This window comes from Methanomassiliicoccales archaeon (assembly GCA_013415695.1).
GTDB lineage: Archaea > Thermoplasmatota > Thermoplasmata > Methanomassiliicoccales > JAAEEP01 > JAAEEP01.
Genome location: JAAEEP010000002.1, coordinates 22989 through 49390, shown reverse-complemented (window position 1 = coordinate 49390; position 26402 = coordinate 22989). Strand labels below are relative to the sequence as shown.

Sequence of the window (26402 nt, the reverse complement as noted above, 5' to 3'; positions counted from 1 at the left end):
AATCATAATTGAATAGCGCAATAATATGGTAAACTTGGATCAGTCCCAACTACCCGTTTCTGAACTCCTAGCGAATTCAGAGACAGCTGATACTGGGAAAGCTATTTCATTACTGCCAATCATTAGAAATAATTGTCAATATGCGTCTTGAAGAATATATGAGAAAGAGGGACTTCGATGCAACCCCCGAGCCTATGGGAGCCAGGGGGAACCATGATGTCAGTATTTTTGTCGTCCAGGAGCATCATGCCTCTCATCTTCATTGGGACTTCCGGCTCTCCTTGAACGGCATTCTCAGAAGCTGGGCGGTGCCCAAGGGTATTCCAGATGATGTCGGGGTCAAGCACCTGGCAGTCGAAACTGAAGATCACCCAATAGAATACGCAGATTTCGAAGGTGAGATCCCTGAGGGTAGGTACGGCGCAGGGAAAGTGGAGATCTGGGACAAGGGAGAGTACAACCTTCTTGAGAAGGAAGAAGGGAAGATCGTCATTTCCCTAGAAGGGAAGAAATTGAAAGGAAAATTTGCCCTGATCAGGTTCGGCGGGAGGGAAAAGGAAAAGAAGAACTGGCTGATCATGAAATTATCAGGATCGAGTACGGAGCGGTCAAGGACTCTGGAGGTCCAAGAAGACCATCCCGGGCTCGAAGAGAAAGGAGAGGTTACCAAGAATGGAGATAGAGAAGAAAAAATACAATAACATCCTGAAAAGTCGCATGGGGGCATCCCTGAAAGGTAGCCCCTTTTCTTGGGCCATCCGGATCAAGAACAAAGAAGCAAGCTTACTTCTTCATGATCTTCATCCAACCGCCGCTCTCGTAGACAGCGAGCTTCCGATTCTTAAGGGTCTTCTCAAACTCATCCCATGAGATAATCTCCAGGCGAGCGTTGTCCCCCTTGGTGAATTGGATGCCTTCCGTCCCTTTCACGCGACCCGGCTTAAGACCCTTTTTCTTTGCAATATCTTTAGCCTTCGCCGTTGTAATCTTCTCCATCACCAACTTTAGTTCCTCCCATTAGGTGTTGGCCACTCTACTGGCTATGACTGGCTAGAATGGCCAGAATGTAATTGATATGACTCATATATAAAATTTTTCTTATAATGACAACTATCCAGTATCGTTTTCATTTAAAAATGATTCGGTCGATTTCAATATGTCTGGCATCTATCCAGTAATTCAAAGATCTGCAAGCCAGTATTTTCAAGGATTTGGAGTTAGCAAAGTTTATCTGTAAACAGCCTTCTACACTGCTCAGAGCCGATAACCATGTCACTTTTCGGATCATCGGGGATACGTGGCCAGGTAGGGAGTGAAATCACCATCGATCTGGTAGCCAGAATAGGAGCCGCCGTGGGAAGTGAATATGGGAGCATAATTATTGGCAATGATACACGGACCAGCACGGATCTTGTGAGGGAAGCCCTGGTATCAGGCGCAACCTCGGTGGGGGCCGATGTGGCCTTGACCGGGTTGGTGTCCACCCCAACATTAGCTAGGGCTTCCAAGAGTTACGAATGCGGGCTCATGATTACCGCTTCACATAACCCGCCTGAATACAATGGAGTGAAAATGTGGAATCCAGATGGTTCGGCATTTAACGATGAGCAGATGAGGTCTGTGGAATCCAGGATAGAGGCGGGAATGGATAATTCGGTTGGTTGGGATAGAGTGGGAACTTGCCGTAATCATGTCGGAGCGGTGGATGAACACATCAGTTCCATAATGGAATCGATCGATGATGTTGACCTTAAAATCGTCATTGACTGCGGATGCGGTGCTACCTGCAACATCACTCCCATTCTTCTTAGGAAACTTGGATGCCAGGTGGTAACAATCAACTGCCAGCCCGACGGATATTTCCCAGGCAGGCTATCGGAACCCACAGAGGAGCATCTCACAGACCTCTTGAACATGGTAAGGGCAAAGGGAGCAGATCTTGGAATTGCTCATGATGGTGATGGTGACAGGATGGTGGCGGTTGACGAGAAAGGCAGGTTCGTCGATGGTGACCGCCTCCTGGCCCTCTTCGCTTCCCGATTCAAAGGCGGTATAGTGGTACCGATCAATGCATCCATGATACTGGACGAGATAGTGGGAGACAATGTGGTGAGGACTCGAGTTGGGGACGTCTTCGTATCGCAAGCACTTAAGCAAGGTGGACTCGAATTCGGCGGAGAGCCTTCTGGTACGTTCATATTCTCAGACCAGACCTACTGTCCCGATGGCGTGTATGCCGCGGCCCTGCTGGCGAGTATGGTGGTCGAACGGCCCTTGTCGGAGATGGTGGACGAACTCCCCTCATACCCGGTCTCAAGAATGTCTTTTAAATTCCAGCTTGATGCAAGGAGGAAGGTAGCCGATAGCCTTTCGTCGATGATGCGGGTGATGGAATGTGATCGCCTCCTTACCCTGGATGGCTTCAGGGCGGATTTCGAGGAAGGCTGGTTCCTGATCAGGCTCTCTGGTACTGAACCCAAGATAAGAATCACCGCCGAAGCCAGAGATGATGAAACGCTCAGTCAATTGATGGAAAAGGCCTCATATGTCGTCAGGAGGTGTCTAGAATGAAAGCGCTCGTACTTGCTGCAGGCGAGGGGACCCGACTCCGGCCGCTCACATCAAACGTGCCCAAGCCCATGGTGATGGTCGCGGGTAAACCATTTCTCTGTCACCAGATATATGCCCTGGCCTCCCTTGGTATTACGGAGTTCCAGGTGCTAGTGGGATGGAAGAGCAACAGGGTCAAGGAGTTCCTCCTGGAGACCTTCGGTGATGACCTGGAGATCGAATTCCTTGAACAAAAACAGAGGCTTGGTACGGCCCATGCCATCGGAATGGCAGAAGAGATCATGAATGGCCCATTCATCTGTGTGAATGGTGACCTGGTAATCGAGAGAAAGGACCTCGGTGACATGATCTCCCTTCACAAGAAAACGGGCGGGCCAGTACTGGGGGCGGTCACTGTCGAAAACCCCAGGCGTTTCGGGGTCATAGAGACCACAAATGGCAAGATGGAAAGGATCATTGAGAAACCAGATGTTCCACCAAGCAATCTGGTGAGTGCAGGTGTAATGATATTGACCCCTGAGGTGTTCCCAGAGATAAGGAACACGAAAAGGTCGCCCAGAGGAGAGTACGAAATCACCGATACTCTGAACTCATTTTCAAGAAAGACCGACATCACGATCCATGAGCTCAAGGGGGATTGGATAGATGTGGCGCATCCATGGGATCTTCTCAATGCTAACGAGGTCCTGATGTCCAAGATCTCCAGGAGCTTGGAAGGAGATATCGAAGAAGGAGCAGTGATCAAAGGAGAGGTCATCGTGGAGATCGGAGCAAGGGTGCGATCAGGTAGTTACATCGAAGGCCCCGTTTTCATATCCACGGGATGTGACGTCGGTCCCAACTGCTACGTCAGATCCAACACCTGCCTCGGCCCGAACTGCAGGGTGGGAGCGGCTGTAGAGATAAAGAATTCCATAATCATGAGCGGAAGCAAGATACCTCACCATAACTATGTGGGAGACAGCATCATAGGGGAGAGATGCAATTTTGGCTGTGGAACAAAGGTGGCCAACCTCCGCTTCGATGACAGGAATGTGATGGTCTCCACCGAGAAGGGGATGGTCGACTCTGGTAGGAGGAAACTTGGCGTGATCATGGGCGATGACGTCAAGACGGGCATCAACAGTGTGATAGATGTGGGGACCATTATCTTTGAGAATTCCCGAATTGGTCCTGGTGCACTTGCCAAGGGCAGGATAGCGCCAGGAAGCATGGTTTTCTAAACGACCTCCAACTCTACCTCTCTCCCGTTGTAGTCGTATGCCTGCCAGGAGTTGAGATCAAAAGGTAGACAGGTTATGATATGCGTGTTACCAAACCTGCCGAAGAGTGAAAGGTCCGCCTCTGAGGGGTGGTTGCTGTATGATGGGTGGGAGTGCACGGTACCCACCACGCTGAAGTCGATCGGGAGCATATGCAGGAGCAGCACCCCAGAACGTGAACCCTGTATAGTGCCTGGGAGAAGAAGTACCTCGGTGACGACGCCTTCCTCCGCGCGAAGTGTGGCCACGAATTCATTGGGAAAGGTGTCCTTGGCAGATTCGTTGACCATCTCAAGAACCTCCCTCTCTATCCCCCAGACCCTTCTTTTTGGAGTCATGTGTAACCAATGAGCTTCTCCCTGGTCCGGGAGTAGAAACTGCTTCCCAGATTGACGAACTTGGCGGGATTCTCTGAGCGGGTGAATTTGATCTCCTCGCCGTTGTTCAAGGGCAGTTCATCCTGACCATCCAGAACCAGCACGCATGGTCTCCTCCTTACAAGCTCTATCCTTATGCAGCTCGTGGAGGGTACCACGAACGGTCTAGCCGAGAATTTGAATGGGGCCATAGGAGCAATGACCAGTGCATTGACCCTCGGATCGACGATGGGAGCTCCCACGCTCATAGCGTAGCAGGTGGATCCCGTTGGGGTCGCAACGATGATTCCGTCGGCCCTTGTATCGACCACCAGCTCTTCGTCGACATATACCTCAAATTGGCGGATCTTAGCCACGTGCGCGGTGTGGATGACTCCCTCGTTGAGAGCATCAGGGAGGCGCTCAGAACCGACCATGGTCTTCAGCCTCATCCTCTCCTCAAGGATGTAATGGCCGTTGATCAATCTCTTCATACCATCGGCGATTCCCTCTTTGGGTATCTCTGTCAGGAACCCAAGAACACCAGCGTTGATTCCCAAAATGGGAGCGTCGTTGAGTTGAAGGGAACGGAGTATGGTACCGTCCCCTCCAACGGTGATCAGGACATCCACATCCATGTCTTCCACGCTCATCCCTTCCATTTCCAGGTGAGGAGCGATTGTATCCTCTACCTGAATATCTTGGTCTTTCAGATTCCTGACGATTTCCTTGCTTATGGCAAGTGCGTCTGGAACATGGATGTTGGCCGTTATTCCTATTCTGATATGATCACCTCCGCAGCCTTGAGATCACCTATGGCAGCAAAGTTGCTTCTTGCCTCAAGGTTGAATGGCATGTCCAGCGGTCTACCGTTTAGATCCAGCAGTTCGCCTCCAGCTTCCCTCAGTATCAAGGCGCTGGCAGCGATGTCGACCACCCTTATCGACTTATCATACTTCTCGCAGTTCATATAATAACCGTCGACCATGCCCTCAGCGACCAGGCACATCTCAAGAGAAGCGCACCCGATCGAGCGGCCCCTCTCAACACTCTTAGCCACCCTCATAGTCTCATAGCTAGCGTACTTGCCCATGTATATGAGGAATAGAGAGCTCTCCTGTTGGAAATCCCGAGAATGAATTTGGAACCCGTCCTTGAAAGCGCCTTTCCCCCGCTCCGAGAAGTAGGAGGTTCCGGTCACAAGGTTCCTGACCAGGCCCATTCTAACGTCCATCAGGGACCGAGTTCCTATTGCCAGTGAGACGCTGAAGAACGGGAGCCCCATCACCGCGTTGTTGGTACCATCGATGGGATCCACCACGAGGGTCTCTTCCGCATCCCTGTCCACGTAGCCTATCTCCTCGCTGAGGATATTAAAGGGGAGATCCTTCTCCTCCACATAGCTTACAATGACGTCCTCGGCAACCTTGTCGATACCGGTGGTGGGGGTGCCATCAGCCCCCTCCATGATCTCCTCTCCTCTTTCGAACATTGCAGGAAGATTGTCGATCCTGTCTTTCACATGCTGAGCCATTCGCTCCAATTCGTGTCTCATCGCCGGTAGAATGAGGGTAAGCAGTATTTATGTTCTGCACTGGCACCCTATCTTGATCAGAGTGCGAATAGATGATGGCATACAATTATATTGCCAGAAAAGATAATGTCGCCGTTATGACGGAGGGGGCAGGAGGACTTCCGGCATTCGGTGAGCGTGGGGACGATTCCTCTGACATCCGTTTCTTCGATTCACCAGACCAGGATATATCTGAGGTGGGTGGCAAGGCCAAGAACTTGGCAGTGATGTTTTCCGAAGGCTTCCCAGTACCTCCAGGTTTCGTTGTCACGGTTGCGGCATATGAGGAATTCGTCGAGTCCAACGAAATCATTGTTGAGATACTGGACTGCCTTAATTCAACCGATTTCAATGTCGAATCAGAAGTCGAGGCCTGCTCAAGACGCGTGAGGGAAAAGGTTCTCGGTGGTGAGATCGGACCTGAACTGTTGAGCGCCATTGATATCGCCCTTGAGCAGTGTGGAGGAGAACTCTGGGCTGTAAGATCATCGGCTGCCGCTGAGGACCTTCCTGATGCTTCATTCGCGGGTCAGCAGGACACTTTCCTCTGTGTCTCTTCCGCGGAGGTCGCTGATCATGTCAAGCGGTGCTGGGCATCATACTGGAATGTTCGTGCCCTGAGGTATAGACATGACGTGGCCATCGATCATATGGAGGGGGGCATCGCCGTGGTGGTCCAGAGGATGGTGGCATCTGAGTCTTCTGGTATAATGTTCACCACCGATCCTTTGAACCCAACCCAAGGGGACATCATAATAGAATCAAGCTGGGGATTGGGGGAAGCTATCGTCTCTGGTCTGGTAAGCCCCGACCGTTTCATGGTGGAAAGGACAGGGCAAAGAATATTGGATCAGGAGATCAGCAAGAAACACAAGGCTATTCTCCTCAACGAAGGGGGGAAGTCACTTGTGGAAGTGGGAAAGGAGAAGAGGCTACAGCCATCGCTCACCGATAGTGATGTCAAACGATTGGCTCAAGTTGGTCAGAGCATTGAGGCGTTCTTTGGGGTCCCTCAGGATATCGAGTGGTCCATTAGTAGAGGGGACATATTCATCCTTCAATCGAGGCCAATAACCACTCTTGACGAGGAGGATCAGACACTCTGGACCAGGGCGTACGGTGATGAGTACTGGGCAGATGTGACCTCCCCACTGTTCTTCTCCCTGCTAGGTGAGTACCTGATCAAGTATGTCAATCATGAGGGCTCGAAGATCATGGGCTACAGAGAACTAACCGACAAAGAACTCCTGAGACTTCACAAGGGACACATCTACTTCAACTCCGAGGTATTGGAATCGGTCTTCACATACAATCCCAAGTTCTCCCGCACAAAGGAGCTTCTCAACTACTTCCCGGAGAAGGACCAGGAACGCATCGCAAATGCGAGGACCAAGGTAGCCAAGAGGCTCTTGGCAGAGGTACGGATAGCGGTCCTAGACCCCGACGGGATGATCCTCCGCACGGACAAGGCATACAGAAAATGGGCTGAAGGTTTCATGCAGAAGGCGGCCCAGTTCGACGCCAAGGACCTGACCAAGATCAAGGATGAGGCCCTCTACCACGAGTTCAAGGACATGGAGAGCAGCTATATCAAGCACTACAGGCTGATCAGGTACGGGATGGTGACTCACAGCATCGGAACCAATCTGATGGTGAAGAGATGGCTGATCGACTGGCTTGATGACCGATCGGGGGCACTTTACTCCAAGCTCATCTCCGGTCTCCCCGACAACAAGACTATCAAGACCAACATTGCCATAGCTAGACTTGCCAAGGTTGCCATGGACGATCCAGAAGTCCTCCGAAGAATGGAGGAAGAGGAATCTGGGAGATTCCTCAAGAGCCTGGATCATGAGCCTGGACTCAAATCATTCAGGAAGGAGTTTGAAATCTTCCTGCAGGAATATGGTCACCGCTCCCATACAAGGGAGGTCTATTTTCCAAGATGGGGTGACGATCCAACCCTCGTTGTTGATGTCCTCAAAGCCCTCGTAAGGTCTCCAGTCCTGGATCTTGACGAGGTGGAGAGGAGAAAGCAGGAGGAGAGAGCCAGGGCCGAGGTGGAAATTCTGGACCAGATATCCAGGTTGAAAATGGGGTATTTCAGGAGAGGGATCTTCCGTATCGTGCTGAAGAACGCCCAGATCTATCTTCAATTCAGGGAGAACCAGCGTTTCTATCTAGACCATATAATCTACAGATGGAGACGCCTGTTCCTAGAGTACGGTAGAAGGTATCTCGAGAAGGGCATAGTAGATGATCTGGATGACATTTTCTTCCTTTCCAAGGAGGAGATATTCGATATCGCAAAGGGTGGAGTTCTGACATCAAAGGACGATATCAGGAGAAGGAGGGCGGACTTCGATAGGTACAAGGGGGTCCTTCCACCCAAATTCCTCAAGGGGAAGGTGGAGTTCGATGATACCCAGGTAAGGGACGGGGACTCCCTCAAGATAACTGGCACATCAGCCAGTCCTGGAGTGGCAAAGGGAAGGGCTAGGGTGGTTGACTCCATCGAGCATCTTTCCGAGGTCATGGAAGGAGAGATACTGATAACCTCCAACACTGACCCCGGTTGGACAGCGGTCTTTTCCAAGCTTGGAGGGCTGATCACAGAGACAGGTGGGATCCTATCCCATGGAGCGGTCGTTTCCAGGGAGTACGGAATACCAGCGGTTACCGCTGTCAAGAATGCCACCAAGATATTCAGCACTGGGCAGGAGCTCGTGCTGGACGGCAATGATGGAATGATCTATGTGAAAGGTGATTGAACATGGCGGACACTGACGTCATTCATAGATTCGGAAGGGATCTGGACTGGAATGAGAGCTTTTATTTCAGTTTCTATGACAAGGAAAACGACATCTGCGCGTTCATGAGGATTGGCCTCAAGCCGAACCGCCTGCAGAAGAACATGTTCTGCTTCCTTATGATGCCAGACGGAAATATCATCGGCATCAAGAGGGACGTCCCATTCAAGGACACGGAGCTCAACGCCGGAGGGCTAGTATTCCAGAAGATAGTGCCCGAAAAGAGATGGACGCTCATGTTCAACGGCGGTCTTTACTCCCTTTTCGAGGAGGGGCGGCCTCTGAAAAGGGTGTCATTCATGCTCGACTGGGAAGGCTTGAACGACGTCTTCAATTACAGGGATTGTGTCTCCCCCGAGAAGGAGCTTATCTCTAAGAAGGTTGCCTCCGAGCATCTCGAGCAGTTCGGGAGGGTGAAGGGACTCCTCGAGATCGGTGGGAAACAGTACGAAATCAATGGACTAGGGGAGAGGGATCACTCCTGGGGGGTAAGGGATTGGACCGCTCCCAGAATGTGGATCTGGCTCACATGTCAGTTTTCAGAGGATTGCGCCTTGAATGTCACAAAACTCGTAGTGGATCAGGGAGTAGTGGATGCTGGTTTTATTCATCTGGATGGAAGGAACATACCCATTATGGAAGCGAAGATCGACACTGTTTACGGTGATGCTGGAGCCCCGGAATCGTTCGAGATGGTCCTGAACGACAAGGAGGGGAGCAACCATCACGTGACCGCGAACATAGTGAAGAAGGCGATAATGGAGTTTCCCAATCCAGAGGGACATGGGATCTCACTGATGCACGAGACGCTTGCCGAGTACAGGATGGGCGATAAGGTGGGTTACGGCATAGCGGAGTACCTGATAAGGGAGAGACCAGACATCATGAGGATAGTGGGAAACCCCTGATTTAGATCAGCGACTTACTCTCCTCATAATCCGCTCCTGCACCTTTTCGCTCTTCAACTCCCTCAGCGCGTCGGAGGCTATCCAACGGGCTGCTTTCGAGTCCAGGTTGGATATCCTTTCGGCAACCTGGATCGCCTTTTTGTTGAGGGACGAATTCCTTTTTCCGATCTGCCTCAGGGCCCAGTTCACGCCTTTCTTGACATATTCCCTGTCGTCCATGGATTCCCTCTCGATGATCTCGAAGAACGATTCGAAGAGTCCATCTCCTTCCTTCTTCTCATGGACCGCCAATGCTGCCATGAGAGTGAAACCCGCTCTCTTGACATACTCCTCTTCCCTTGAGGGCCACTCCAAGCATTTGGAGCGAGCGAATTGGGTACGCCGAAAGAGACTAGCGCATACGCTATCGCAGACCGCCCAGTTGTCAAAATCCATCGCCCATGACTCGATCTGTTCTTCTGTGACACGCGAGGGATCGTCAATCAATGCAGCCAGAATCCTAGATTCGTGGAATCCGGCCGCCCAAAGGCATAGAGCGAGTTGGTGATCCTTTCCCAGCTCCTTCGCCATTTCACGCAATTCCCCCATCGAGAGCCCGAGTACCTTCTCCGACCTGATGCCGTACCTTGCCATTCCCTCGGATCCTGTGGGAGACGCCATGGACTCGAGCCTGAGAATCAGCTTCTCGCAGCTCAATTAGATCTCCTTTCAAAGTTACGGAAAATATGATAGAAATCACTTTCTGAGACCTGGGTGAAAATACCGGAAGGTGCTAAATGAAGAATTGAAATAGCTAGGGCTTGGCCGAACGGAAAATCTCCCCAAAATTGGTGAAGCCACCCAGATTCTTGGCCCAATATCGGACGCTCACTACTGAGGTGTAATCATCCGCCAGCTTCCTTGCCTCACGTGGGGGGATCCCATTCTTCAGGAGCTCCTTGTAGAAGCATTTAGCGGCCTTATTCGCCCTCCTCTTGAGCTTGAGGAAGGAAATCCCTACTCGGATGATGACGGCCGGTGCGTAGGCTGCCACCGTCAGAACCGATTCCATATCTTCGTCTCGGGACATGTCACTCTTTTTCCAACTCGCTGATGATCTCTTTCTTGATCTTCTCCTTGATCGAGTCCTCGATATCATGGTTGGGCGTAGTGTGAGTGTGGATCTCCTGCTTGGCTAAGCCGGAGATCATTCCCCCAAGGCTCATGGAGGACATGTACTCCTTGGTTAGAGCATAGGCTTGCTCGTTACTCATCCCGCTATCTACGAGGGCTTTGTAGAAGGCGGCCACTGCCTGCCCCATCTTCTCCCCCTCCTGGGCATCGTAGAGCACCTTGGTTATCTTATCAAGGAGTTCGGGCACTGTCTCGGAGATTACCTCCATGATCTCCTTCAACTCCTTGGCGTCCTTCATGTCGTCTCCCATTTTGTTCACCTCCTTACCTAATCATGAGGGACGAGTACAGTTCCTTGGGAATGTGCTCCTTCCCTCTGATCTCTTCCTTCAATGTCCGAGGGTATCTCAGCTTCATGTTTCATTCATATGTTGGTCACTTTACTTGGACAATCCGAGCACTTGTGACCACTTCCTGACCACGGACTCGGATATCTCATAGGTCTTCTGCTTCTTTCCAGCGCTCTCCACTAGCAGACCATTCTCCAGCAGCACCTGCAGCCTCCCCCTGACTATACGCCGGGAGGCCGAACCTGAACGGGATCTCAGTTCCTCAGTGATCTGGGATATGTTCAGACCTGGCTTGTCCAGCAGGATTCTCATTATCTCCTTGGAGATGGGGTCCTTAACCTCAGGGAGAATTACGTCAATCGATATCGAGCCGTGCTTTTGATAGAGATTCAGCAGGCGGAAGTATCGACCTACGATGTCCTGGAAACGAGATATGTGATCCGAAAGCTCCGCGTAGGGTCGGGCAACGTCCCTTAGTGATTCCTCGAGCTGCCCAATCCTCTTCGATAGGTCCTCTATCTCTTCCTGCTTTGGAGCCTCCGGATCTTCATCGGACACTGTTGTTTAAACATGCATGATAGGATTAATAAGTTGGCCACACGGTTACCTGGAATGGATGGATTCAAAAACCAAAATGAAGGCGACGAGGTTCTTTGGCGTCCACATGGACAATGGAAGGTTGTACACTATGAACCTTGTTCCTGGGGTGAGAGTTTACGGAGAAAAGCTGGTCAGTTGGGGAGGTGAGGAGTACAGGGAGTGGATGCACTCCAGAAGTAAATTGGCAGCCTATTTGAAACTTGGGGGCAGTTTCTTCCCGTTCAAAGAGGATACCCAGGTGCTGTATCTGGGAGCGGCGAGCGGTACCACGGCATCCCATCTTTCAGATATTCTGGTCTCAGGCACGCTATATTGTGTTGAGATCTCGCCTCGTTCATTCAGGGACCTGGTGATGGTCAGCGATGCCAGGGGCAACATGGTTCCCCTGCTTGCGGATGCGACGCAGCCGTCTAGCTTTGACTTCGCGGTGGGAAATGTAGATGTGGTTTACCAGGATGTGGCCCAGAGGGGGCAGGCTTCCATACTGATACGGAACATGGAACATTTCGGGGCCAGTACAGGGATGCTTGCCCTGAAATCCAGATCGGAAGATGTCTCACGAAGGCCAGCTGAGATATTCAATGAGGCCAGGTCAGAACTCCTTGGGGTTGGTCTGAAAATGGTGGATATGGTTCCCCTTGACCCTTACGAGAAAGATCACGCCATGATGGTGGTGAAGCGCAGATGAGGTTTGTCTACGCCGTAGGATTCATTGATGATCTGTTCTTGATGGTCTACAACCCCCGAAGAGATGGATGGGAAATGCCTGGAGGTCACATGGAAGTGGATGAGTTGCCAGAGAAGGCGATCAAGCGAGAGTACTTGGAGGAATCCGGTCACCTCTTCTTTCCAATGGCCAGAATGGACATGGGGAAAGCCGCAGTTTTCTCCGGCACCATACGGAGAGAAGGGATTGGAGAGATGGATTGGGCTCTCTTCGACCGGCTTCCCGACAGACTTGCCTTCCCTGAGGTCGAGTATGAGAATATCATCGCCTGGGCCCGTGAAAGCCTGGACAAGGGGAAGGAAGAAATAGCAGGAACAACTAAGGCTTAAATAGTAAGAGTCGCATTGGCTCGTACCTCATCCATTGAGACTATTATGGAGGATGTAGATGGCCCGTATGCATGCCAGGAGACGAGGACGATCGGGATCGACCCGGCCGATATTGACGGAGAAGCCAGAGTGGGTGCCGCTTGGATCCGAGGAGATCGAGGAGCAGATAGTTAGAATGGCAAAGGACGGAATAAGCTCCTCAAGGATAGGTTTGGTCCTCAGGGATCAGTATGGTGTTCCATCTGTCAGGCTCTCCGTAGGGAAGAGCATAACCGACGTGATGAGGGAGAATGATCTTGTGCCCAAGCTTCCTGAGGATCTTGTCAGCCTCATGAAGAAGGCGATCAATCTCAACTCCCATATGACCGAAAACCATAAGGACATCAGCAATAAGAGGAGCCTGCAATTGATCGAAGCTAAGATCAGGCGCCTCACCAAGTACTACAAGAAGACTGGGGTCATTCCCGCGGATTGGAAGTACTCGATCAAGACCGCAGAACTCCAGATCCAGTGAGGGTAAATGACCGCGGACGAGCTCCCCGAGGGACTCCTCCAGAGGGTTTCAATGGCGGTCGATTCGGTCCGCGAGTTTTCCCAGGTCCGCTTGATTTCCCATTACGACGCCGATGGTATCTCATCGGCGGGAGTTCTTTCCAATTCTATTCTCAAAGCAGGTATTGGCATTCATGTAACTCTAGCAAAATCGCTCGATGAAGAGATGATAGAGAAATTGTCATCTGAGGGACATGATTGCATCGTATTCTCAGATATGGGCAGTGGCATGCTGAAAGAACTGGGCTCACTGAATGGCAGGGTTGTGGTACTTGACCATCACCGTCCTCAGGGAGATTCAGAAGATGTTATCCACGTCAATCCCCACCTATGGGGAATAGATGGGATGACCGGGTCATCGGCAAGCGCGATATGCATGCTTTTTGCGATCGAAATGAACGAGGGCAATTGGCCTCTACTGCCCGTGGCTTTCGCAGGGATCGCCGGCGACAGGCAGGACATTCGAGGATTGACCGGTATAAACGCCTGGTTGCTGAAAGGGGGCAAATCAAGGAACCTGGTCGAGGTTGGAAGAAGATCTCTATTCCCCAGAGGGCCTCTGGGTGAGATCGAAAGAAGGTTCGAGCCCTACCTATCAGGCATCAGTGGTTCGAAGGAGGGGACGGCATCGATTCTAGGGCAGGCTGGACTCACTTCCGAGGAGCAGGGGGATTCCATCGATGAGATGAAAAGAAGGAAACTGGCCTCACTGATTACACTGATCCTGCTGGAGCAAGGCGTCGAACCTTCAACGCTTGATGAGCTCACTGGGGAAACCTATTACTTTCCATCCTGGGAAATGGAGGCAGGAGAGCTGTCGTCCCTTCTAAACGCCTGCGGAAGAATGGGCATGGATGGAGTAGGATTGTCTCTCACATTGGGAGATCCCCAAGCTCTTGAAAAAGCAAGAGCGCTGAAGGCAGACTACGACTCCGAGGTTCTGACTGCGCTAACCGGAATTGAGGACAGAATCGAACAGATGGAAAACATCCAGTTCTTCCACAATCAGAACCCAAGCCTCTCCGGGGTTGTTTGTGGCATCGCCATGCAATACATTGCGGACAAGAGCAAGCCAACACTTGCCCTGGCCGAGAAGGCAGGTAAGCTCAGGGTCTCTTCCCGTGCAACGTTCTCCTTGCTCGAGAGGGGCGTGGATCTATCAGAAGCACTCAAACGAGGTGCAGAGCGCGCGGGAGGATTGGGAGGGGGACATGCAATCGCCAGTGGTGCTACAGTCCCATTCGAAAGGGAGAAGGAGTTCCTAGAGGCTGTGAACTCTATCGTGGGCGAGCAGAAGGTCTTGAAAACGAAGTGAGCTATCTCCAGGTGACCTCGACCTCGTCTGTCCTGAATCTCTGGTTGACGGCCGTCTCATCAACTGTCATTTTGAAGCCAGCTTCATGCATGACGAGTCCCGTCCAGGCTATCATAGCACCGTTATCCACACAGAGCTTGGCATCGGGAACGAACATCTCGGCATTCCGCTGATAGACCATCTCCTGCACCATGCCCCTGAATCTCTTGTTCTGGACCACTCCCCCGCCAAGCAAGACCTCTTCCTTCTCAACATGTGCCATGGCCCTTTCCGTGACCTCGGTGAGCATGGCGAAACAGGTCTCCTGCACAGAGAAGCAAACATCCTCCAGTCTCTCCCCCTTCTTGTATTGCTGGAGAGCCGCAGTCAGAATTCCAGAGAAGGCCATATCCATTCCCTTCACTGAGTATGGGAGATCTAGTAGGTTCTCTCCCTCCAAAGCCATTTTCTCGATGATAGGCCCAGCATAGTACCCAAGTCCAATCTCCCTACCAAGCTTGTCCAGCATGTTGCCTATGCCAATATCGAGGGTCTCGCCAAAGATTCGGTATCTTCCGTTGGCAAAGGCAATTACCTGAGTATTCCCTCCCGAGGCATAGAGGAGCACGGGGTCAGATGCACCGGTCTTAGCCACCCCTATCTCCAGGTGCGCAATGCAATGGTTCACGCCTATAATGGGAATATCAAGGGACAGTGAGAGTGCCCTTGCCGCGGTGGCCACCGTTCTCAGGCAAGGGCCCAGTCCGGGCCCCTGGGAAAAGGAGACGATGTCTATGTCATCGAATTCCAGACCTGATTTCTCAAGGGCTTTCTCAACCAGAGGAACTACATTCTCAGCATGGTGATTCGCCGCCTCCCTGGGATGGATGCCTCCCTTCTCCGGTCTGTACATCCTAAGCTCATTGGCAAGTATGTCAGCATTGTCATCGACGATGCCGACACCCACGGTATGGGCAGTTCCCTCGATACCCAGGGAGATCATGACAGCGATACCTCTACGCGCTCCCACCGGAGAGCGAATTCAGTTTGTTCAAGATGTTTATCGCACCGGTAATGGGTTCTTCATCAACAACGAGTATCGGGGTTGGCTTATCAAGGAGTTCGTAGAAGGCGGCCTCGGCCATTCCGTCAGGGGTAGAGGCGTCTACGAGCTGGATCTCCATTCCAGTTGGTATCCTCTCCTTCACATAATCACATTTCTGACAGTCTGGTTTGGTGAATAACAATATCTCAGACATCTTAATTCCAACCCTCTATCATAGGGGGTCGATTAATATCTTGCGGAGAGACCTCGAATCTATAGATATAATCACCGAGAAGAGGGATACAACCAGGGCTCTTCTAGGGTTGGCCAGAGGGGCGAGCGAAAAGCATTTAGATAGGAAAGGCATATGCTGCTCCCCACAGGGGCTCATGGTCTAGTGGTTATGACGTCGCCTTGACATGGCGGAGGTCCCCGGTTCAAATCCGGGTGAGCCCACTTCTTGGTTTTCCTCAGGGATCATTTGATATCGACTTAAAATTTCTATAGAAATCATCATTTTGGCGACATATTATGGCATCATTTCAATGTCTTTCGAGGAATTATTACAATTTATCGTATCCTATGCTCTTAAAGGCTAGCGAATTGCTTGTTTGCATATGAATATATTATATACCCTTCTATATTCACAATTGGGTTGAGTGTCATGTCGAGTGACTTTCGATTAGAAGGGGTCTTTCCGGCTCTCGTGACACCGTTCGACAAGCAGAAGGAGATCAACGAGGAGGCTTTCAGACTCCTCATAGATACGGTCCTTGAACATGTTGACGGATTCGTTCCCTGTGGTACCACGGGCGAGTTCGACTACATGACAACTGAGGAGAGGAAGAGGGTCTTCGACATCTGCATCGATCAGGTGAACGGAAAGCGTCCGGTAATCGCCGGAACTGGTGCCCCTGGCACCAGGCAGGTAATGGAGCTCACTAGGTATGCGGAGGACGCGGGTGCCGATGCCTGTTTGGTGGTGACGCCGTACTTCTTGCATCCGTCTGATAAGGGTATTTACGAACACTTCTGGCAGGTGGCCAATTCAACAGAACTTTCGATAATTCTGTACAACATACCCCAATGCGTTGGGCGCGTGCTCCCAAGGAGGGTCGTGGAGGATCTCGCTGAGATCGATAATGTAGTGGGCCTGAAGGACTCCTCGGGAGACCTCACCTACACCATGGAGATCATCGAGAAGGTCAAAGGCAAGATCAATGTCGTTGTGGGCCATGATGAAGTCGTTCTCCCTGCCCTAGCTGGAGGCTGCACTGGAATGATACTCGCCAGTGCTCAGGTCTATCCAGACATCTGGCAGAAGGTGTATAGGGCAGTGAAGGAAGGGGATCTCGAATCGGCACGCAGGGAGCAGCTGCAGGTCCAGAAGCTCTCGAGGATCTTCACCAGGTATGGTGGCTTTGTCCCAATCAAGGCGGCTCTTGGCGCGATGGGGATCAAGATGGGGACTCCTCGGAAACCGCTCAAAGTAGGAGGTGTTATCCTCCACGAGGACAGAGAAGAGATACGCCTTGAGCTGGAGAAGATCGGAAAGGTCCCTCCCTCGGAGGTGAAAATGGATCTTCCTGAACTTCCATTGGAGAAGCGCTTTGAAGATATCGGAATCACCGCTGAACAAACAAGTGAGGTCGGAATCCTAGTAGGGGACGGGAACGCTGGTGAAGGCATCAACAAGGTGTCAATCGATCTCGTTGCTGGGCCAAAGGCCGGGCCGGTCGGGGATAGTTTCGCCTCGCAGATAGTATACCTGAGACATGGATTCGAGGCGCTCCCGAGTGTACTGGAACCCAATCTCTCGGCCAAACCCTCAACGCTGATCGTTCCAAAGGTGGAGCTGAAGAACCTCAGACAGGCAAACATCTACTACGGCCCAGCACAGGGTGGCATAGCCAGGGCCATATCGGACAAGGTGGAGGATTGTATCATACCAATGGAGATCGTCGATTCGCACGTGATGCTGACTAAGGCATTCGTCCATCCTAACGCACTGGAGAGAGACATACTGTTCAACAATTTCTACGCCGCAACCTCACAGGCCATTGACAAGGCCTTCGGGAAGGGGGTGTGATAGATGCTGAAGGCAGAATGGCTCAAGGGAGTGTACCCCGCTCTCGTTACCCCCTTCAAGAGCGACGAGAGCATGGACGAGGAGAAGCTGAGGAATCTAGTCGAGCACCTGATGCCAGATGTGGATGGATTCGTGGTCAACGGAACCACCGGGGAATTCGTTTACATGTCTGAGGAGGAGAGGAACCGTGCCATTGAGGTCGTGGTGGACCAAGTGGACGGGAGGAAACCAGTGATCGCGGGAACAGGTTCCAGCGGTACCAAGATTACCGTCCAGCTCACAAAAGACGCCATGGACCTTGGCGCAGACGCTGCCCTGGTGGTCACGCCGTACTATTTCAACCCTTCATGGAAGGAGATATACGAACACTTCGATGAGGTCAACTCAGTTGGATTACCGATCATTCTTTACAACATACCCCAGTGCACTACAGTCCATCAGAAGTGGTGGACTTCAGAAGGTCTGGCTTACCTCGATAACGTCATCGGAATTAAGGACTCCAGCGGGGACATGCCATACATGGCCGCCCTCTTCGAGAAGTTCAGGGGTAAGATCAGCATCCTGTGTGGTCACGATGAGATCGCTATGGCGGCTATGGCCGAGGGAGCTGATGGAGTGATCCTGGCAAGTGCCAATCTGATCCCAAACATATGGCAGGATATCCGACGCCATATCATCAATGGAGAGATTGAGGAGGCCAGGCAACTCCAGCAGAAGATACAGAAGCTTGTTAGAATAGTGACCAGGACAAGCGGACCCCAATCATGCAAGGCGGGCCTATGGATGATGGGGGTTGATCCTGGAAAAGCCAGAAGGCCTACCATGCCCGGAGACGCCTTCCAGCACGAGGATCTTGAAGAACTCAGGATAGAATTGGAAAATGTGGGCAAGATATCCAAAAGGGAGATCGAGTACGATCTTGGAAATAAGACTGTTAGAACCGATGTGTTCGCAACTCCCCAGACACCTTCGGTGGTAAGAAACTTCGGGCTACTTGTAGGGGAAGGATTCGCGGGACCGCCCGTGCAGGAGACTGCCCACACTGACCTGCTGATTGGAGTCAAGGGAGGGCCTGTCGATAAAGCCATAGATCGCGCCCTTGAAGTGGATGTGGACCAGGTTAAGATGCGCATCGTACTTGACCGCCCCAGAACATTACTAGTGCCCACAATCTCAACCAGGACGGCTTCACAGGAGGAGCTGCTCTATGTTCATGCGGCCGATGGGCTCAAATGGGGCATAGAGGCCTCGATCAAGGATGGATTCCTTCCAGAGGAGATTCTAGATGATATCGTGCTACTTGCCAACGTTTTCGTCCACCCTGCAGCGGCCAACAAGCGCAGGGTCATGGTGAACAACTACAAGGCTGCCAGACATGCCATAAGGAAGGCGATCGAGGGAAGGCCAACAATGGAGGAGATCTTCTATCAGAAGAGATCAGTCAGGCATCCTTTCAAGTACACTCCATGAGGTTCGAAAACCTATCGGGGAGGACCCCCTCCCTATCGCACCTTTTTTCTGTGATTATTGCGCCATTTCAAAGTACGAAAAAATGGGTAGATCCTCAGTAAACTGAGGGTTCTATCACATATTTGCAGTAGTTCATTCCAGTTCCGAAACACTCGGTGTCCGTGACCTTCAGAGGTACTCCCGATCTTGTCTCCAAGATGGCCTCTATTATACCCTCATTTAAAAGGCAGAGGGTCTTGCTTGCTTCAGGAAGTTCCTTGCAATCATAATCGTCCCTGATGATCAAGGTCAAGGGAAGGAAAGTGTAGACGCACACCTCACCCATTTCGTGAATCTCGTAGAACTCCTGGACTTCTTCCATCAGCTCCTCGATGGAGGTGGATTTCATGGACTTGGATAGCTCGGACCCTATTTGCCTTCCAATGTCTTTGAGGACGGGGTCCATGTTGAACCCAATGGCTTCAACTCCCAGGATTATGCTCCTGATCATCCCCTTAAGGAACGAGCTGGGGGTACCGATCGAGCTCTGGATGGTTTCTCCCACGGCTTTCCTCAGGTCCTCCCTGGGGACGACCGAGCTTCCGACGGGTCTTGAAATCAGGTAGAATATCTTGCGACGGTTGTCCGTAGGGTCATCTCTTGAGGCGACCAATCCCTCCTTAACCATCTTGTCAAGATGGACGGACAAGGTGGATTGGGCTTTACTAGTAAGTGAAGCGATCTCACTCAAGCTAAGGTCCTTTCTCTGAAGCTCGCTAAGAATTTTCTGTCGGACCGGATTAGACACCTGTTTCAGTCCGGAACTTGTAGAGTAGACGTCAAAGGCCGACTTCTTGTCCATAAGAGTCCATCCACCAATGCAAGAAATAATATTTAAGATGTGTGAAGACTGCAGATTCATCCGAACAGGAGGCGACCGACCTGAAATTCTTGGTTCAAATCCAATGCTTTCGCTTGAAATAGAGGACAAGGAGAAGGGCGAGGGAGATCATCACTGCCCAGACCATATAGTACCCCCAGTCCCAGTTCAGTTCCGGCATGTTGGCGAAGTTCATCCCATAGATACCGGCAATGAATGTCAGTGGAATGAAGATCGTGGCTATTATGGTGAGCGTCTTCATGACCTCGTTCATCCTATTGCTCACCGATGACATGTGAATGTCAAGGAGACCTGAAAGTACGTCTCTAAATGACTCCATGGTCTCAATCAACTCCACAGTGTGGTCGTAGATATCCCTTATGAATATGGCTACCGCGTCAGTGATCAGTGTGTTCTCTGATCTAGCCATGGTGTTGATGAGCTCTCTTAAAGGCCATAGAGATCTTCGGACTATGAGTAACTGCTTCTTCATGGAGTTGATGACCCTTGGAGCGTCTTTCATGAAACCAGAGGATATCTCCAAGTCGATGCTCTCAATCCAGTTGCCGATGCCCTCCATCACCTCGAAGTAATTGTCAATTATGGAATCCAAAAGCGAATAGGCCAGATAATCTGGCCCCATCTTCCTTATCCTCCCCTTGCTGTTCCTTATCCTGTCACGTACCCGTTCGAAGCAATCTCCCTCCTTCTCCTGGAAGGAGATCACGTAATTGTCACCCAAGACTATCGATACCTGCTCGGAGTCCACCAGATTCTCCTTTTCGTCGAAGGATAGCATCTTCACAGTAATGAAAATGTAATCTTCATAATCCTCAATCTTTGGCCTCTGACCAGTGTGCGGTATGTCCTCAAGTACAAGAGGATGGAGGCCGAACGCTTCGCCAAGCTCCTTGATCAAATCGATATTAGACAGGCCATCGACATTGATCCATGAAATCGTGGAGGTCTCTTTGAGGCGAACGCATTCCTGTACAGTGGCTTCCTTCCATTCCTGGATTTCGGTCATGTCGTAGTCGATGACACGTATCTTGGGCTCTTCCTCCCTCTCCTCACCCACAAACACCAAGGCACCCGGGGGAAGTCCTCTCCCCTTGGAGGAGGTCCTAAAGAGCTTGTTCATTTCCCGGCTCAGCCTTTTAGTGGTGTTCATGCTCCCTCCAGAATATTATATCGATATCTAAGATTTATGAGTTTCTTTACGAACCCAGTTTGAGCCAATCCAAATAGTCAGGGATCCCTAGAGAACGATACCTTTCTATTCCTAATATCCATTTACGAGTGGTGAACAATTGAAGGTGGTTATAGGCAACGGGGAGAGCGATATCAGATCGGTCTGGTTCGAGAACGGAAGAGTTAGAATGATCGATCAGAGGACTCTTCCCCAGCGTTTTATCATAGTCGATTTCGATGACCATCGGAAGGTGGCAGAGGCCATTGCCAACATGACAATAAGGGGTGCCCCCTCGATCGGCGCGGCCGCTGCTTATGGAATGGCATTGGCCGCTATCAGGGGGCAGGACATCGCAGAGGCGGAAGCAACCCTCAAGGGATCTAGACCCACTGCCAACGATCTCTTCTACGCGGTGGATCACATGTTGAATTCCATCCGGTCCGGAGCGGATGCCCTGCAGGCTGCGGAGAAGTACGCAGATACCATCGTGGATAGGTGCAGGCGTATCGGGGAGTATGGATCCTCTCTCATAGAAGATGGGGCCAAGATTATGACCCACTGCAACGCTGGAGCACTTGCTGCCGTTGACATCGGCACTGCCCTTGCCTCCATCCGAGAGGCTTGGACCAAAGGAAAGCAACTATTCGTGTACGTTTCAGAGACTCGACCTAGATTGCAGGGGATGCGACTCACGGCGTGGGAGCTGCTGAACGAGGGGATTCCCCATGCCATCATCCCAGATGGAGCCTCCGGTCATTACATGAAACAGGGAGTTGACATGGTCATCACCGGAGCGGACAGAATAGCATCCAATGGTGATTTCGCCAACAAGATAGGCACCTATGAGAAAGCGGTGATTGCAAAGCAGCTTGGCATTCCGTTCTATGTCGCGGCGCCGTTCTCAACCTTTGATTTCTCTATCAGTAACGGTGAGAAAATACCGATCGAACACCGATCGGAGGATGAAGTGACGATGATAAATGGTACGAGGATCGCTCCCCTAGGTTCGCCGGCCTTCAATCCGGCCTTTGATGTGACTCCGGCAGAGCTGGTGACCGCCTTCATCACGGAAATCGGTGTATTGAAAGTGGAGGACATTCACAAGATTAGGGGTGAGAACGATGTCCTCTGAGAGCAGTCTCCGGATGGAGATCGTGAGGTTCGGGAAACTCATGGCGGAAAGGAACCTCACCTTCGCAACCGGAGGTAACATAAGCGCAAGATTGGATGAGGAGACCATCCTCATAACCCCCTCCGGTGTGAGGAAAGGTGAGATGAGGGGAGACGACCTCATCGTTCTTAACCTGAGGGACAACAGCTTCAAGGGCCGAAAGAAGCCTTCGATCGAGACACCGCTACACACAGCCTTCTACAAGAGGAATGATGTAAACGCCGTCCTCCACGGTCATCCTCCCTTCTGCACGATACTTGCCGTGAAGTGTATACCTCTCAAGACCGCTCTGATTCCGGAGGGGGTCGTGGTGCTGGGTAAGGTCCCACTGGTACCTTACAGGACGCCGGGCTCGGCCGATCTCGCTTCATCACTCCAGTCAGCAAAGGGAGATGGCAAAGGATACCTCATGGAGAAACACGGTGCACTTGCAGTAGGAACCGATCTTAATGAAGCCTTCAATCGGCTGGAGGAAATGGAGTTCATAGCCAGCATCCAGGTTCGGGCAGAAATGCTTGGCGGAGCAGAGGAGCTCCCTGATCAGGAGATAGTGAAGATCCTCCGCATATGATCCTTTATGATTCGAAGGATCTCTCAGATCCCCTCGAGATGATTGTTATCATTCACCTTGACCAGGATCACCCTGTCTCCTTTTCTCACATACTCTGAGATGGCACCGTTGTCCATCTCCAAATTGTATAAGCTGTCTAGGTGGCACCCTAGGACGGCCATAGAGAACACCTGAAAGATGAAGTTGTGAGTCACCAGAAGGATGTTTCCATCCTCAAGGTCCCAGAGATCCTGAAGAATGAAACGGGACACCCTTTCATAGACCTCAAAAACGCTCTCTCCCCCGGGGAATCGTAGCTGGGAGGGGTGATTTTCCATTAATTCGTGCTCTTGAGGGTAGATAATTCGAACCTTTTCCAAATCCATTCCGGTCCATCTTCCACAATCTGGGTCAGAGAGTTCCAGTGCTTCAGTGAATGGAATTCCAATAATCTCTGATACTATCTCAGCAGTCTCCACAGATCTCAGCACGGGGCTGGTGTACATGGACGATATCTGCTTTCTGCGAAAGGTTTCCGCAGCTGCTCTCGCCTGATCTCTCCCTCTTTGACTGAGTTCGATGTCAGAACGTCCTCTGAACAGCTTTTTCCTGTTCCAGTCGGTTTCTCCATGCCTGAGTATGTATATCCTTCGCCAGGCCATGAAAGACCTCCAAGTAAGATAGGCAGACCGGGCTATCATTCATTCTCGTGATAATCCTTATGGTGCTTCTCGTCGGCAGGAGTTAGTGGTGATAAGTCTATATATATTTACAATAAGTAAAGTTAATATAACATAATGTAATATATATTTTACATTCAGGTGATGAAATGAATCCTATGAGATACAGGTTCTACTCAAGATTGGGTTTGATCATTGTAGCCCTGATTGTTGTGCTCTCCACATTCCTAGAAATCTATGCTCTGCCCTTGATTGTTGTTCCAGTGGCTATTCTATGCCTACTTGGTCTGAGACGTCGAGTTGATGGATCGATAATCGATGAAAGGACCTACCGAATAAGTGAGCTCGCTTCCAGAAGGACTGTCCAGTTCGTTGGAGTCGTTACAGGAATAGGAGGCGGAGTGATGGTTACTCTAGGAGAGATGGGGTACGCGGGTGTCTCCTTACCCGGATATGCCATGGGATTCATGGCCTCCTTCCTCATATTCTGCTATATTGGGTTCTATGGATATTATAGGAGGAAGCTTGGGGAGTTCACTGATGCAGAATAAGATCAAGGTTCTCAGGGCAATGCATGACCTCACCCAAGAGGAGTTAGCCAGCAGAGTTGGGGTTACCAGGCAGACAATTATTGCCATAGAGAAGGGAAAGTACGACCCCTCACTCGACCTAGCATTCAAGATCGCAGGTTACTTCCAACTGAGCATAGAGGATATTTTCAAACCATAATATGTTGGAATTGGTTGGTATAAGTTCCTTGACCGTATTTCCGGAGAGGGGTCAAAGACTCTTGGTCATCCTGATGGCGTCCTCTCCATCTGGATAATATCCTGCCTCCACGCCGTCAACGGAGAACTCAAGAGAACGATACAGGTCTCTTGCCGCGGTGTTGCTTGTTCTTACCCTTAGAACGATCTTGTTGTACACATCCCTAAAGCCTGTCAGTCTCTTATCAAGATAGGCTCTGATTATGCCCTTACCACGCATCTCTGGGATAATACAGACCGAGTGAAGCGATATCGTCCTAGAATTACTTCTGGTCAGATAGACCGAGTAACCTACCGGTCTGCTCCCGGTTTCGATCACGTCCACAATGATCGAGCGAGAGGGATTGTGAATGTAGCGGCCTATCTTTCGCCTAGAGAACTTGTCCGCCTCGTGGAAAGACATGCTCTCCATATCGACGAGCATGGAGACATCTGCTTTTTCGGCTGGTCTGAAGGAGATCTTTTGACCCTCAAATTCCTTCAAAATCCTCACCGACCAGATACTTCACGATGCTGGAATAGATCTCCGGATTAGCCTCATCCTCGAAACCTGCGTCAATGTTGGGGTTGTCATTGACCTCTATGACAAAGAACTCACCATTGACCTCCTTGATATCCACCCCATAAAGGCCATTGCCAACTGCTCTGGATGCGCTGAGGGCAACATCTATCAGGCCCTTGCTGACTTCACTCATCGGGGGACATTGAACAGTGCAGACAGAGGTCTTGCCATCTTCCCTTCGGTCATAGATCCTCCAGCCATTCTTGGGCATGACGTACTTGACGACGGCCAAGGCCTTTCCAGCAAGGGTGACCACTCTCCAATCAAAATCGCTTGGAATGAACTGCTGGGCAATGATCCGATCGGTTCTGCGAAGGAATCTCTTCCCGATCCTGACGAACTCCTGGGGGTCGCTTACCTTCTCCACCTTGGCAGAGAAGCTGGACTCAGGAGCCTTAAGGACCAAGGGAACGCCCAGTGTCTCAAAGAGCTCGTGGGCATTCTCCTCGATCACCTCATCGGAATCCAGGAAGACGGTGTCCGGTAGGGATACGTTGTCCCGCATCAACCGCTTGTACATGTAGACCTTGTCGCAGCATATCCGGATGCTTTCCGAGTCATCCAGGACCCGTTTTCCCTTCATCTCCGCCATCCTGGAGACCACATAGGTGACATTCATTGGATCTGTTAACGCCCTAATGAAGACAGCATCGTAGTTCTCAAGCAGCTGGATATCATTCCTGAAGACGAAATCAAGCTGATGCCCCATTTGAAAGGCGGCAAGCCTGAAGTTAGACAGGGATGTGAGCTCTGGGGACCTGCTTATGGTGTATCTCTCTGTGAATATCGCTATTCTCGCCATACGCCCATCCCCTCCAGAATCCTCTTCTCGTTCAGGGTCAGGTCCTCTTGAAGCAGCGGCTCAATGGAGGATAGCAGATAGCTAGCAGGCGTGACCACGGTCTTGATTTTCATCAGTGGAAGATGGAACACCTCAAACGCCCGCTTCACGAAGTCCCTGTATTCCTTCACCAGCGTCCTTCCCATAATGCACCGGACGGTATCGATCCTGAAATTCGAAGGGAGCTGCTGAACGTGAGCCGCGAACTTACCGGACATCGTTATGCGCTTCACCTTGGTCTCCACCTCCTCCTTGTTCTCAATGATCTCGTAACCGGTGGAGAATGGGTTCACGGGGTAGGCAATCAGAGGTGGCTTGACATCATGGGGGAAGTTTATTATGCGCCCCTCGAGGACAGGGATGCCTCCAAGCTTTGCCTTCTCTGCGGCAAGAGGAGCAGTGTATGCATCCATGATCTCCCGAGTGGAGGGGTATACCTTCCTCCCTGCGACCTCTGCGTCAAGAGATAGGTAGTAGCCTTCGGTCATGTATGTGTAATCACCATGGAGATTGAACCAAAGCTGTTCACTCTCGCGTAGTCCAAGCATTTCTTGATTCAATTCCTGATTCAGAAGAAAAAGTACACTACCCATCTATTCCCGTTCCTGGGCTAAGCTATTGAGATTCAAAGGTATCCCTTAATCCGGGGGTCAATTCAATTTCTGCGTATTTCAAACTTACTGTGGATTGCAGCTCCCGGGGGAAATCCCTCTGGGGAATGCGATAAAAAG

The 26402-nt window shown here is 51.1% G+C and carries 32 protein-coding genes and 1 tRNA gene; 17 read left to right on the top strand and 16 right to left on the bottom strand.

Going from position 1 to position 26402, the window contains the following annotated elements; all coding sequences use genetic code 11:
* The first annotated feature begins 140 nt into the window (after window positions 1-140).
* On the top strand, window positions 141-701 hold the full coding sequence (locus GKC03_01310; protein NYT11173.1) for a 3'-phosphoesterase: 561 nt from the start codon (window positions 141-143) through the stop codon (window positions 699-701).
* 82 nt (window positions 702-783) lie between these two features.
* Here GKC03_01310 and GKC03_01305 read toward each other — a convergent pair whose 3' ends face one another.
* Window positions 784-996, bottom strand: a complete 213-nt coding sequence (locus GKC03_01305) for a hypothetical protein (GenBank protein ID NYT11172.1) — start codon at window positions 994-996, stop codon at window positions 784-786.
* A gap of 273 nt (window positions 997-1269) precedes the next feature.
* On the opposite strand from GKC03_01305, the gene glmM reads away from it, so the two are divergent.
* Window positions 1270-2571, top strand: coding sequence for a phosphoglucosamine mutase (gene glmM / locus GKC03_01300; GenBank protein NYT11171.1), 1302 nt, complete (start codon window positions 1270-1272; stop codon window positions 2569-2571).
* Window positions 2568-3794 (top strand): NTP transferase domain-containing protein, encoded by a 1227-nt coding sequence (locus GKC03_01295; protein ID NYT11170.1) that lies wholly within the window; start codon window positions 2568-2570, stop codon window positions 3792-3794. The genes glmM and GKC03_01295 overlap by 4 nt, the downstream gene beginning before the upstream one ends.
* On the opposite strand, the gene GKC03_01290 is transcribed toward GKC03_01295, so the two are convergent.
* The 3 genes from GKC03_01290 to GKC03_01280 form a co-directional block, all read right to left on the bottom strand.
* Window positions 3791-4171, bottom strand: coding sequence for a hypothetical protein (locus tag GKC03_01290; GenBank protein ID NYT11169.1), 381 nt, complete (start codon window positions 4169-4171; stop codon window positions 3791-3793). The genes GKC03_01295 and GKC03_01290 overlap by 4 nt on opposite strands.
* Window positions 4168-4842, bottom strand: coding sequence for an NADH kinase (locus tag GKC03_01285; GenBank protein ID NYT11168.1), 675 nt, complete (start codon window positions 4840-4842; stop codon window positions 4168-4170). The genes GKC03_01290 and GKC03_01285 overlap by 4 nt, the downstream gene beginning before the upstream one ends.
* A gap of 122 nt (window positions 4843-4964) precedes the next feature.
* Window positions 4965-5744, bottom strand: a complete 780-nt coding sequence (locus GKC03_01280) for an inositol monophosphatase (protein NYT11167.1) — start codon at window positions 5742-5744, stop codon at window positions 4965-4967.
* Between the two features lie 116 nt (window positions 5745-5860).
* Here GKC03_01280 and GKC03_01275 point away from each other — a divergent pair, with 116 nt between their 5' ends.
* Window positions 5861-8533 (top strand): phosphoenolpyruvate protein kinase, encoded by a 2673-nt coding sequence (locus GKC03_01275; GenBank protein ID NYT11166.1) that lies wholly within the window; start codon window positions 5861-5863, stop codon window positions 8531-8533.
* Window positions 8534-8535: 2 nt separating this feature from the next.
* A complete protein-coding gene (locus GKC03_01270) occupies window positions 8536-9480 on the top strand; it encodes a hypothetical protein (GenBank protein ID NYT11165.1) in 945 nt (314 codons plus the stop codon).
* 6 nt (window positions 9481-9486) lie between these two features.
* Here the strand turns inward: GKC03_01270 and GKC03_01265 are convergent, their stop codons facing one another.
* From GKC03_01265 to GKC03_01250, 4 genes are all read right to left on the bottom strand, one after another.
* Window positions 9487-10140, bottom strand: a complete 654-nt coding sequence (locus GKC03_01265; protein NYT11164.1) for a DNA alkylation repair protein — start codon at window positions 10138-10140, stop codon at window positions 9487-9489.
* A 133-nt stretch (window positions 10141-10273) separates the two neighbouring features.
* Window positions 10274-10549, bottom strand: coding sequence for a hypothetical protein (locus GKC03_01260; GenBank protein ID NYT11163.1), 276 nt, complete (start codon window positions 10547-10549; stop codon window positions 10274-10276).
* Between the two features lies 1 nt (window position 10550).
* Window positions 10551-10904: a hypothetical protein gene (locus GKC03_01255; protein NYT11162.1), complete on the bottom strand. Its 354-nt coding sequence runs from the start codon at window positions 10902-10904 to the stop codon at window positions 10551-10553.
* Between the two features lie 129 nt (window positions 10905-11033).
* Window positions 11034-11501: a hypothetical protein gene (locus GKC03_01250; GenBank protein ID NYT11161.1), complete on the bottom strand. Its 468-nt coding sequence runs from the start codon at window positions 11499-11501 to the stop codon at window positions 11034-11036.
* A gap of 76 nt (window positions 11502-11577) precedes the next feature.
* Here GKC03_01250 and GKC03_01245 point away from each other — a divergent pair, with 76 nt between their 5' ends.
* Genes GKC03_01245 through GKC03_01230 form a run of 4 tightly spaced genes read left to right on the top strand, consistent with a single transcriptional unit; the run spans window position 11578 to window position 14466 of the window.
* Window positions 11578-12231, top strand: coding sequence for a fibrillarin-like rRNA/tRNA 2'-O-methyltransferase (locus GKC03_01245; protein NYT11160.1), 654 nt, complete (start codon window positions 11578-11580; stop codon window positions 12229-12231).
* The gene (locus GKC03_01240; GenBank protein ID NYT11159.1) at window positions 12228-12599 is read left to right on the top strand and encodes an NUDIX domain-containing protein; all 372 of its coding nucleotides are present in this window, start codon (window positions 12228-12230) and stop codon (window positions 12597-12599) included. The genes GKC03_01245 and GKC03_01240 overlap by 4 nt, the downstream gene beginning before the upstream one ends.
* 58 nt (window positions 12600-12657) lie before the next feature.
* Window positions 12658-13113 carry a 30S ribosomal protein S15 gene (locus tag GKC03_01235; GenBank protein ID NYT11158.1) on the top strand — a complete coding sequence of 152 codons (456 nt, stop codon included), beginning with the start codon at window positions 12658-12660 and terminating at the stop codon, window positions 13111-13113.
* A gap of 6 nt (window positions 13114-13119) precedes the next feature.
* Entirely contained in the window at window positions 13120-14466 is a 1347-nt protein-coding gene (locus GKC03_01230; GenBank protein NYT11157.1) for a DHH family phosphoesterase, read from the top strand.
* A 1-nt stretch (window position 14467) separates the two neighbouring features.
* Here the strand turns inward: GKC03_01230 and GKC03_01225 are convergent, their stop codons facing one another.
* Window positions 14468-15448, bottom strand: a complete 981-nt coding sequence (locus GKC03_01225) for a bifunctional N(6)-L-threonylcarbamoyladenine synthase/serine/threonine protein kinase (GenBank protein NYT11156.1) — start codon at window positions 15446-15448, stop codon at window positions 14468-14470.
* Window positions 15449-15461: 13 nt separating this feature from the next.
* Window positions 15462-15704, bottom strand: coding sequence for a hypothetical protein (locus GKC03_01220; GenBank protein NYT11155.1), 243 nt, complete (start codon window positions 15702-15704; stop codon window positions 15462-15464).
* A 40-nt stretch (window positions 15705-15744) separates the two neighbouring features.
* Here GKC03_01220 and GKC03_01215 point away from each other — a divergent pair, with 40 nt between their 5' ends.
* The 4 genes from GKC03_01215 to dapA (GKC03_01200) all read left to right on the top strand — a co-directional run bounded on the left by GKC03_01215 (window position 15745) and on the right by dapA (GKC03_01200) (window position 19049).
* The gene (locus tag GKC03_01215) at window positions 15745-15888 is read left to right on the top strand and encodes a hypothetical protein (GenBank protein NYT11154.1); all 144 of its coding nucleotides are present in this window, start codon (window positions 15745-15747) and stop codon (window positions 15886-15888) included.
* Window positions 15874-15946, top strand: a tRNA-Val gene (locus GKC03_01210). The genes GKC03_01215 and GKC03_01210 overlap by 15 nt, the downstream gene beginning before the upstream one ends.
* 208 nt (window positions 15947-16154) lie before the next feature.
* On the top strand, window positions 16155-17579 hold the full coding sequence (gene dapA, locus GKC03_01205) for a 4-hydroxy-tetrahydrodipicolinate synthase (GenBank protein NYT11153.1): 1425 nt from the start codon (window positions 16155-16157) through the stop codon (window positions 17577-17579).
* 3 nt (window positions 17580-17582) lie between these two features.
* Window positions 17583-19049: a 4-hydroxy-tetrahydrodipicolinate synthase gene (gene dapA, locus GKC03_01200; protein NYT11152.1), complete on the top strand. Its 1467-nt coding sequence runs from the start codon at window positions 17583-17585 to the stop codon at window positions 19047-19049.
* Window positions 19050-19143: 94 nt separating this feature from the next.
* On the opposite strand, the gene GKC03_01195 is transcribed toward dapA (GKC03_01200), so the two are convergent.
* Both GKC03_01195 and corA read right to left on the bottom strand, forming a co-directional pair.
* Entirely contained in the window at window positions 19144-19890 is a 747-nt protein-coding gene (locus GKC03_01195) for a helix-turn-helix domain-containing protein (GenBank protein ID NYT11151.1), read from the bottom strand.
* Between the two features lie 94 nt (window positions 19891-19984).
* Complete coding sequence (corA, locus tag GKC03_01190; protein NYT11150.1) at window positions 19985-21049, bottom strand: magnesium/cobalt transporter CorA; 1065 nt, start codon at window positions 21047-21049, stop codon at window positions 19985-19987.
* Window positions 21050-21218: 169 nt separating this feature from the next.
* Between corA and mtnA the strand changes: the two genes are divergently transcribed.
* Window positions 21219-22232 carry an S-methyl-5-thioribose-1-phosphate isomerase gene (mtnA, locus tag GKC03_01185; protein ID NYT11149.1) on the top strand — a complete coding sequence of 338 codons (1014 nt, stop codon included), beginning with the start codon at window positions 21219-21221 and terminating at the stop codon, window positions 22230-22232.
* The gene (locus GKC03_01180; GenBank protein NYT11148.1) at window positions 22222-22842 is read left to right on the top strand and encodes a class II aldolase/adducin family protein; all 621 of its coding nucleotides are present in this window, start codon (window positions 22222-22224) and stop codon (window positions 22840-22842) included. Before mtnA ends, GKC03_01180 begins: the two co-directional genes overlap by 11 nt.
* A 23-nt stretch (window positions 22843-22865) precedes the next feature.
* On the opposite strand, the gene GKC03_01175 is transcribed toward GKC03_01180, so the two are convergent.
* Window positions 22866-23483 carry a histidine phosphatase family protein gene (locus tag GKC03_01175; GenBank protein NYT11147.1) on the bottom strand — a complete coding sequence of 206 codons (618 nt, stop codon included), beginning with the start codon at window positions 23481-23483 and terminating at the stop codon, window positions 22866-22868.
* 167 nt (window positions 23484-23650) lie between these two features.
* Here GKC03_01175 and GKC03_01170 point away from each other — a divergent pair, with 167 nt between their 5' ends.
* Together GKC03_01170 and GKC03_01165 are read left to right on the top strand one after the other, a co-directional pair.
* The gene (locus GKC03_01170; protein ID NYT11146.1) at window positions 23651-24052 is read left to right on the top strand and encodes a DUF2178 domain-containing protein; all 402 of its coding nucleotides are present in this window, start codon (window positions 23651-23653) and stop codon (window positions 24050-24052) included.
* Entirely contained in the window at window positions 24042-24230 is a 189-nt protein-coding gene (locus GKC03_01165) for a helix-turn-helix transcriptional regulator (protein NYT11145.1), read from the top strand. The genes GKC03_01170 and GKC03_01165 overlap by 11 nt, the downstream gene beginning before the upstream one ends.
* A gap of 51 nt (window positions 24231-24281) precedes the next feature.
* Here the strand turns inward: GKC03_01165 and GKC03_01160 are convergent, their stop codons facing one another.
* Genes GKC03_01160 through GKC03_01150 form a run of 3 tightly spaced genes read right to left on the bottom strand, consistent with a single transcriptional unit; the run spans window position 24282 to window position 26219 of the window.
* Window positions 24282-24752, bottom strand: coding sequence for a GNAT family N-acetyltransferase (locus GKC03_01160; protein ID NYT11144.1), 471 nt, complete (start codon window positions 24750-24752; stop codon window positions 24282-24284).
* Entirely contained in the window at window positions 24739-25632 is an 894-nt protein-coding gene (locus tag GKC03_01155) for a RimK family alpha-L-glutamate ligase (protein ID NYT11143.1), read from the bottom strand. Before GKC03_01155 ends, GKC03_01160 begins: the two co-directional genes overlap by 14 nt.
* Window positions 25620-26219, bottom strand: a complete 600-nt coding sequence (locus tag GKC03_01150) for a hypothetical protein (protein NYT11142.1) — start codon at window positions 26217-26219, stop codon at window positions 25620-25622. The genes GKC03_01155 and GKC03_01150 overlap by 13 nt, the downstream gene beginning before the upstream one ends.
* Window positions 26220-26402 lie beyond the last annotated feature (183 nt).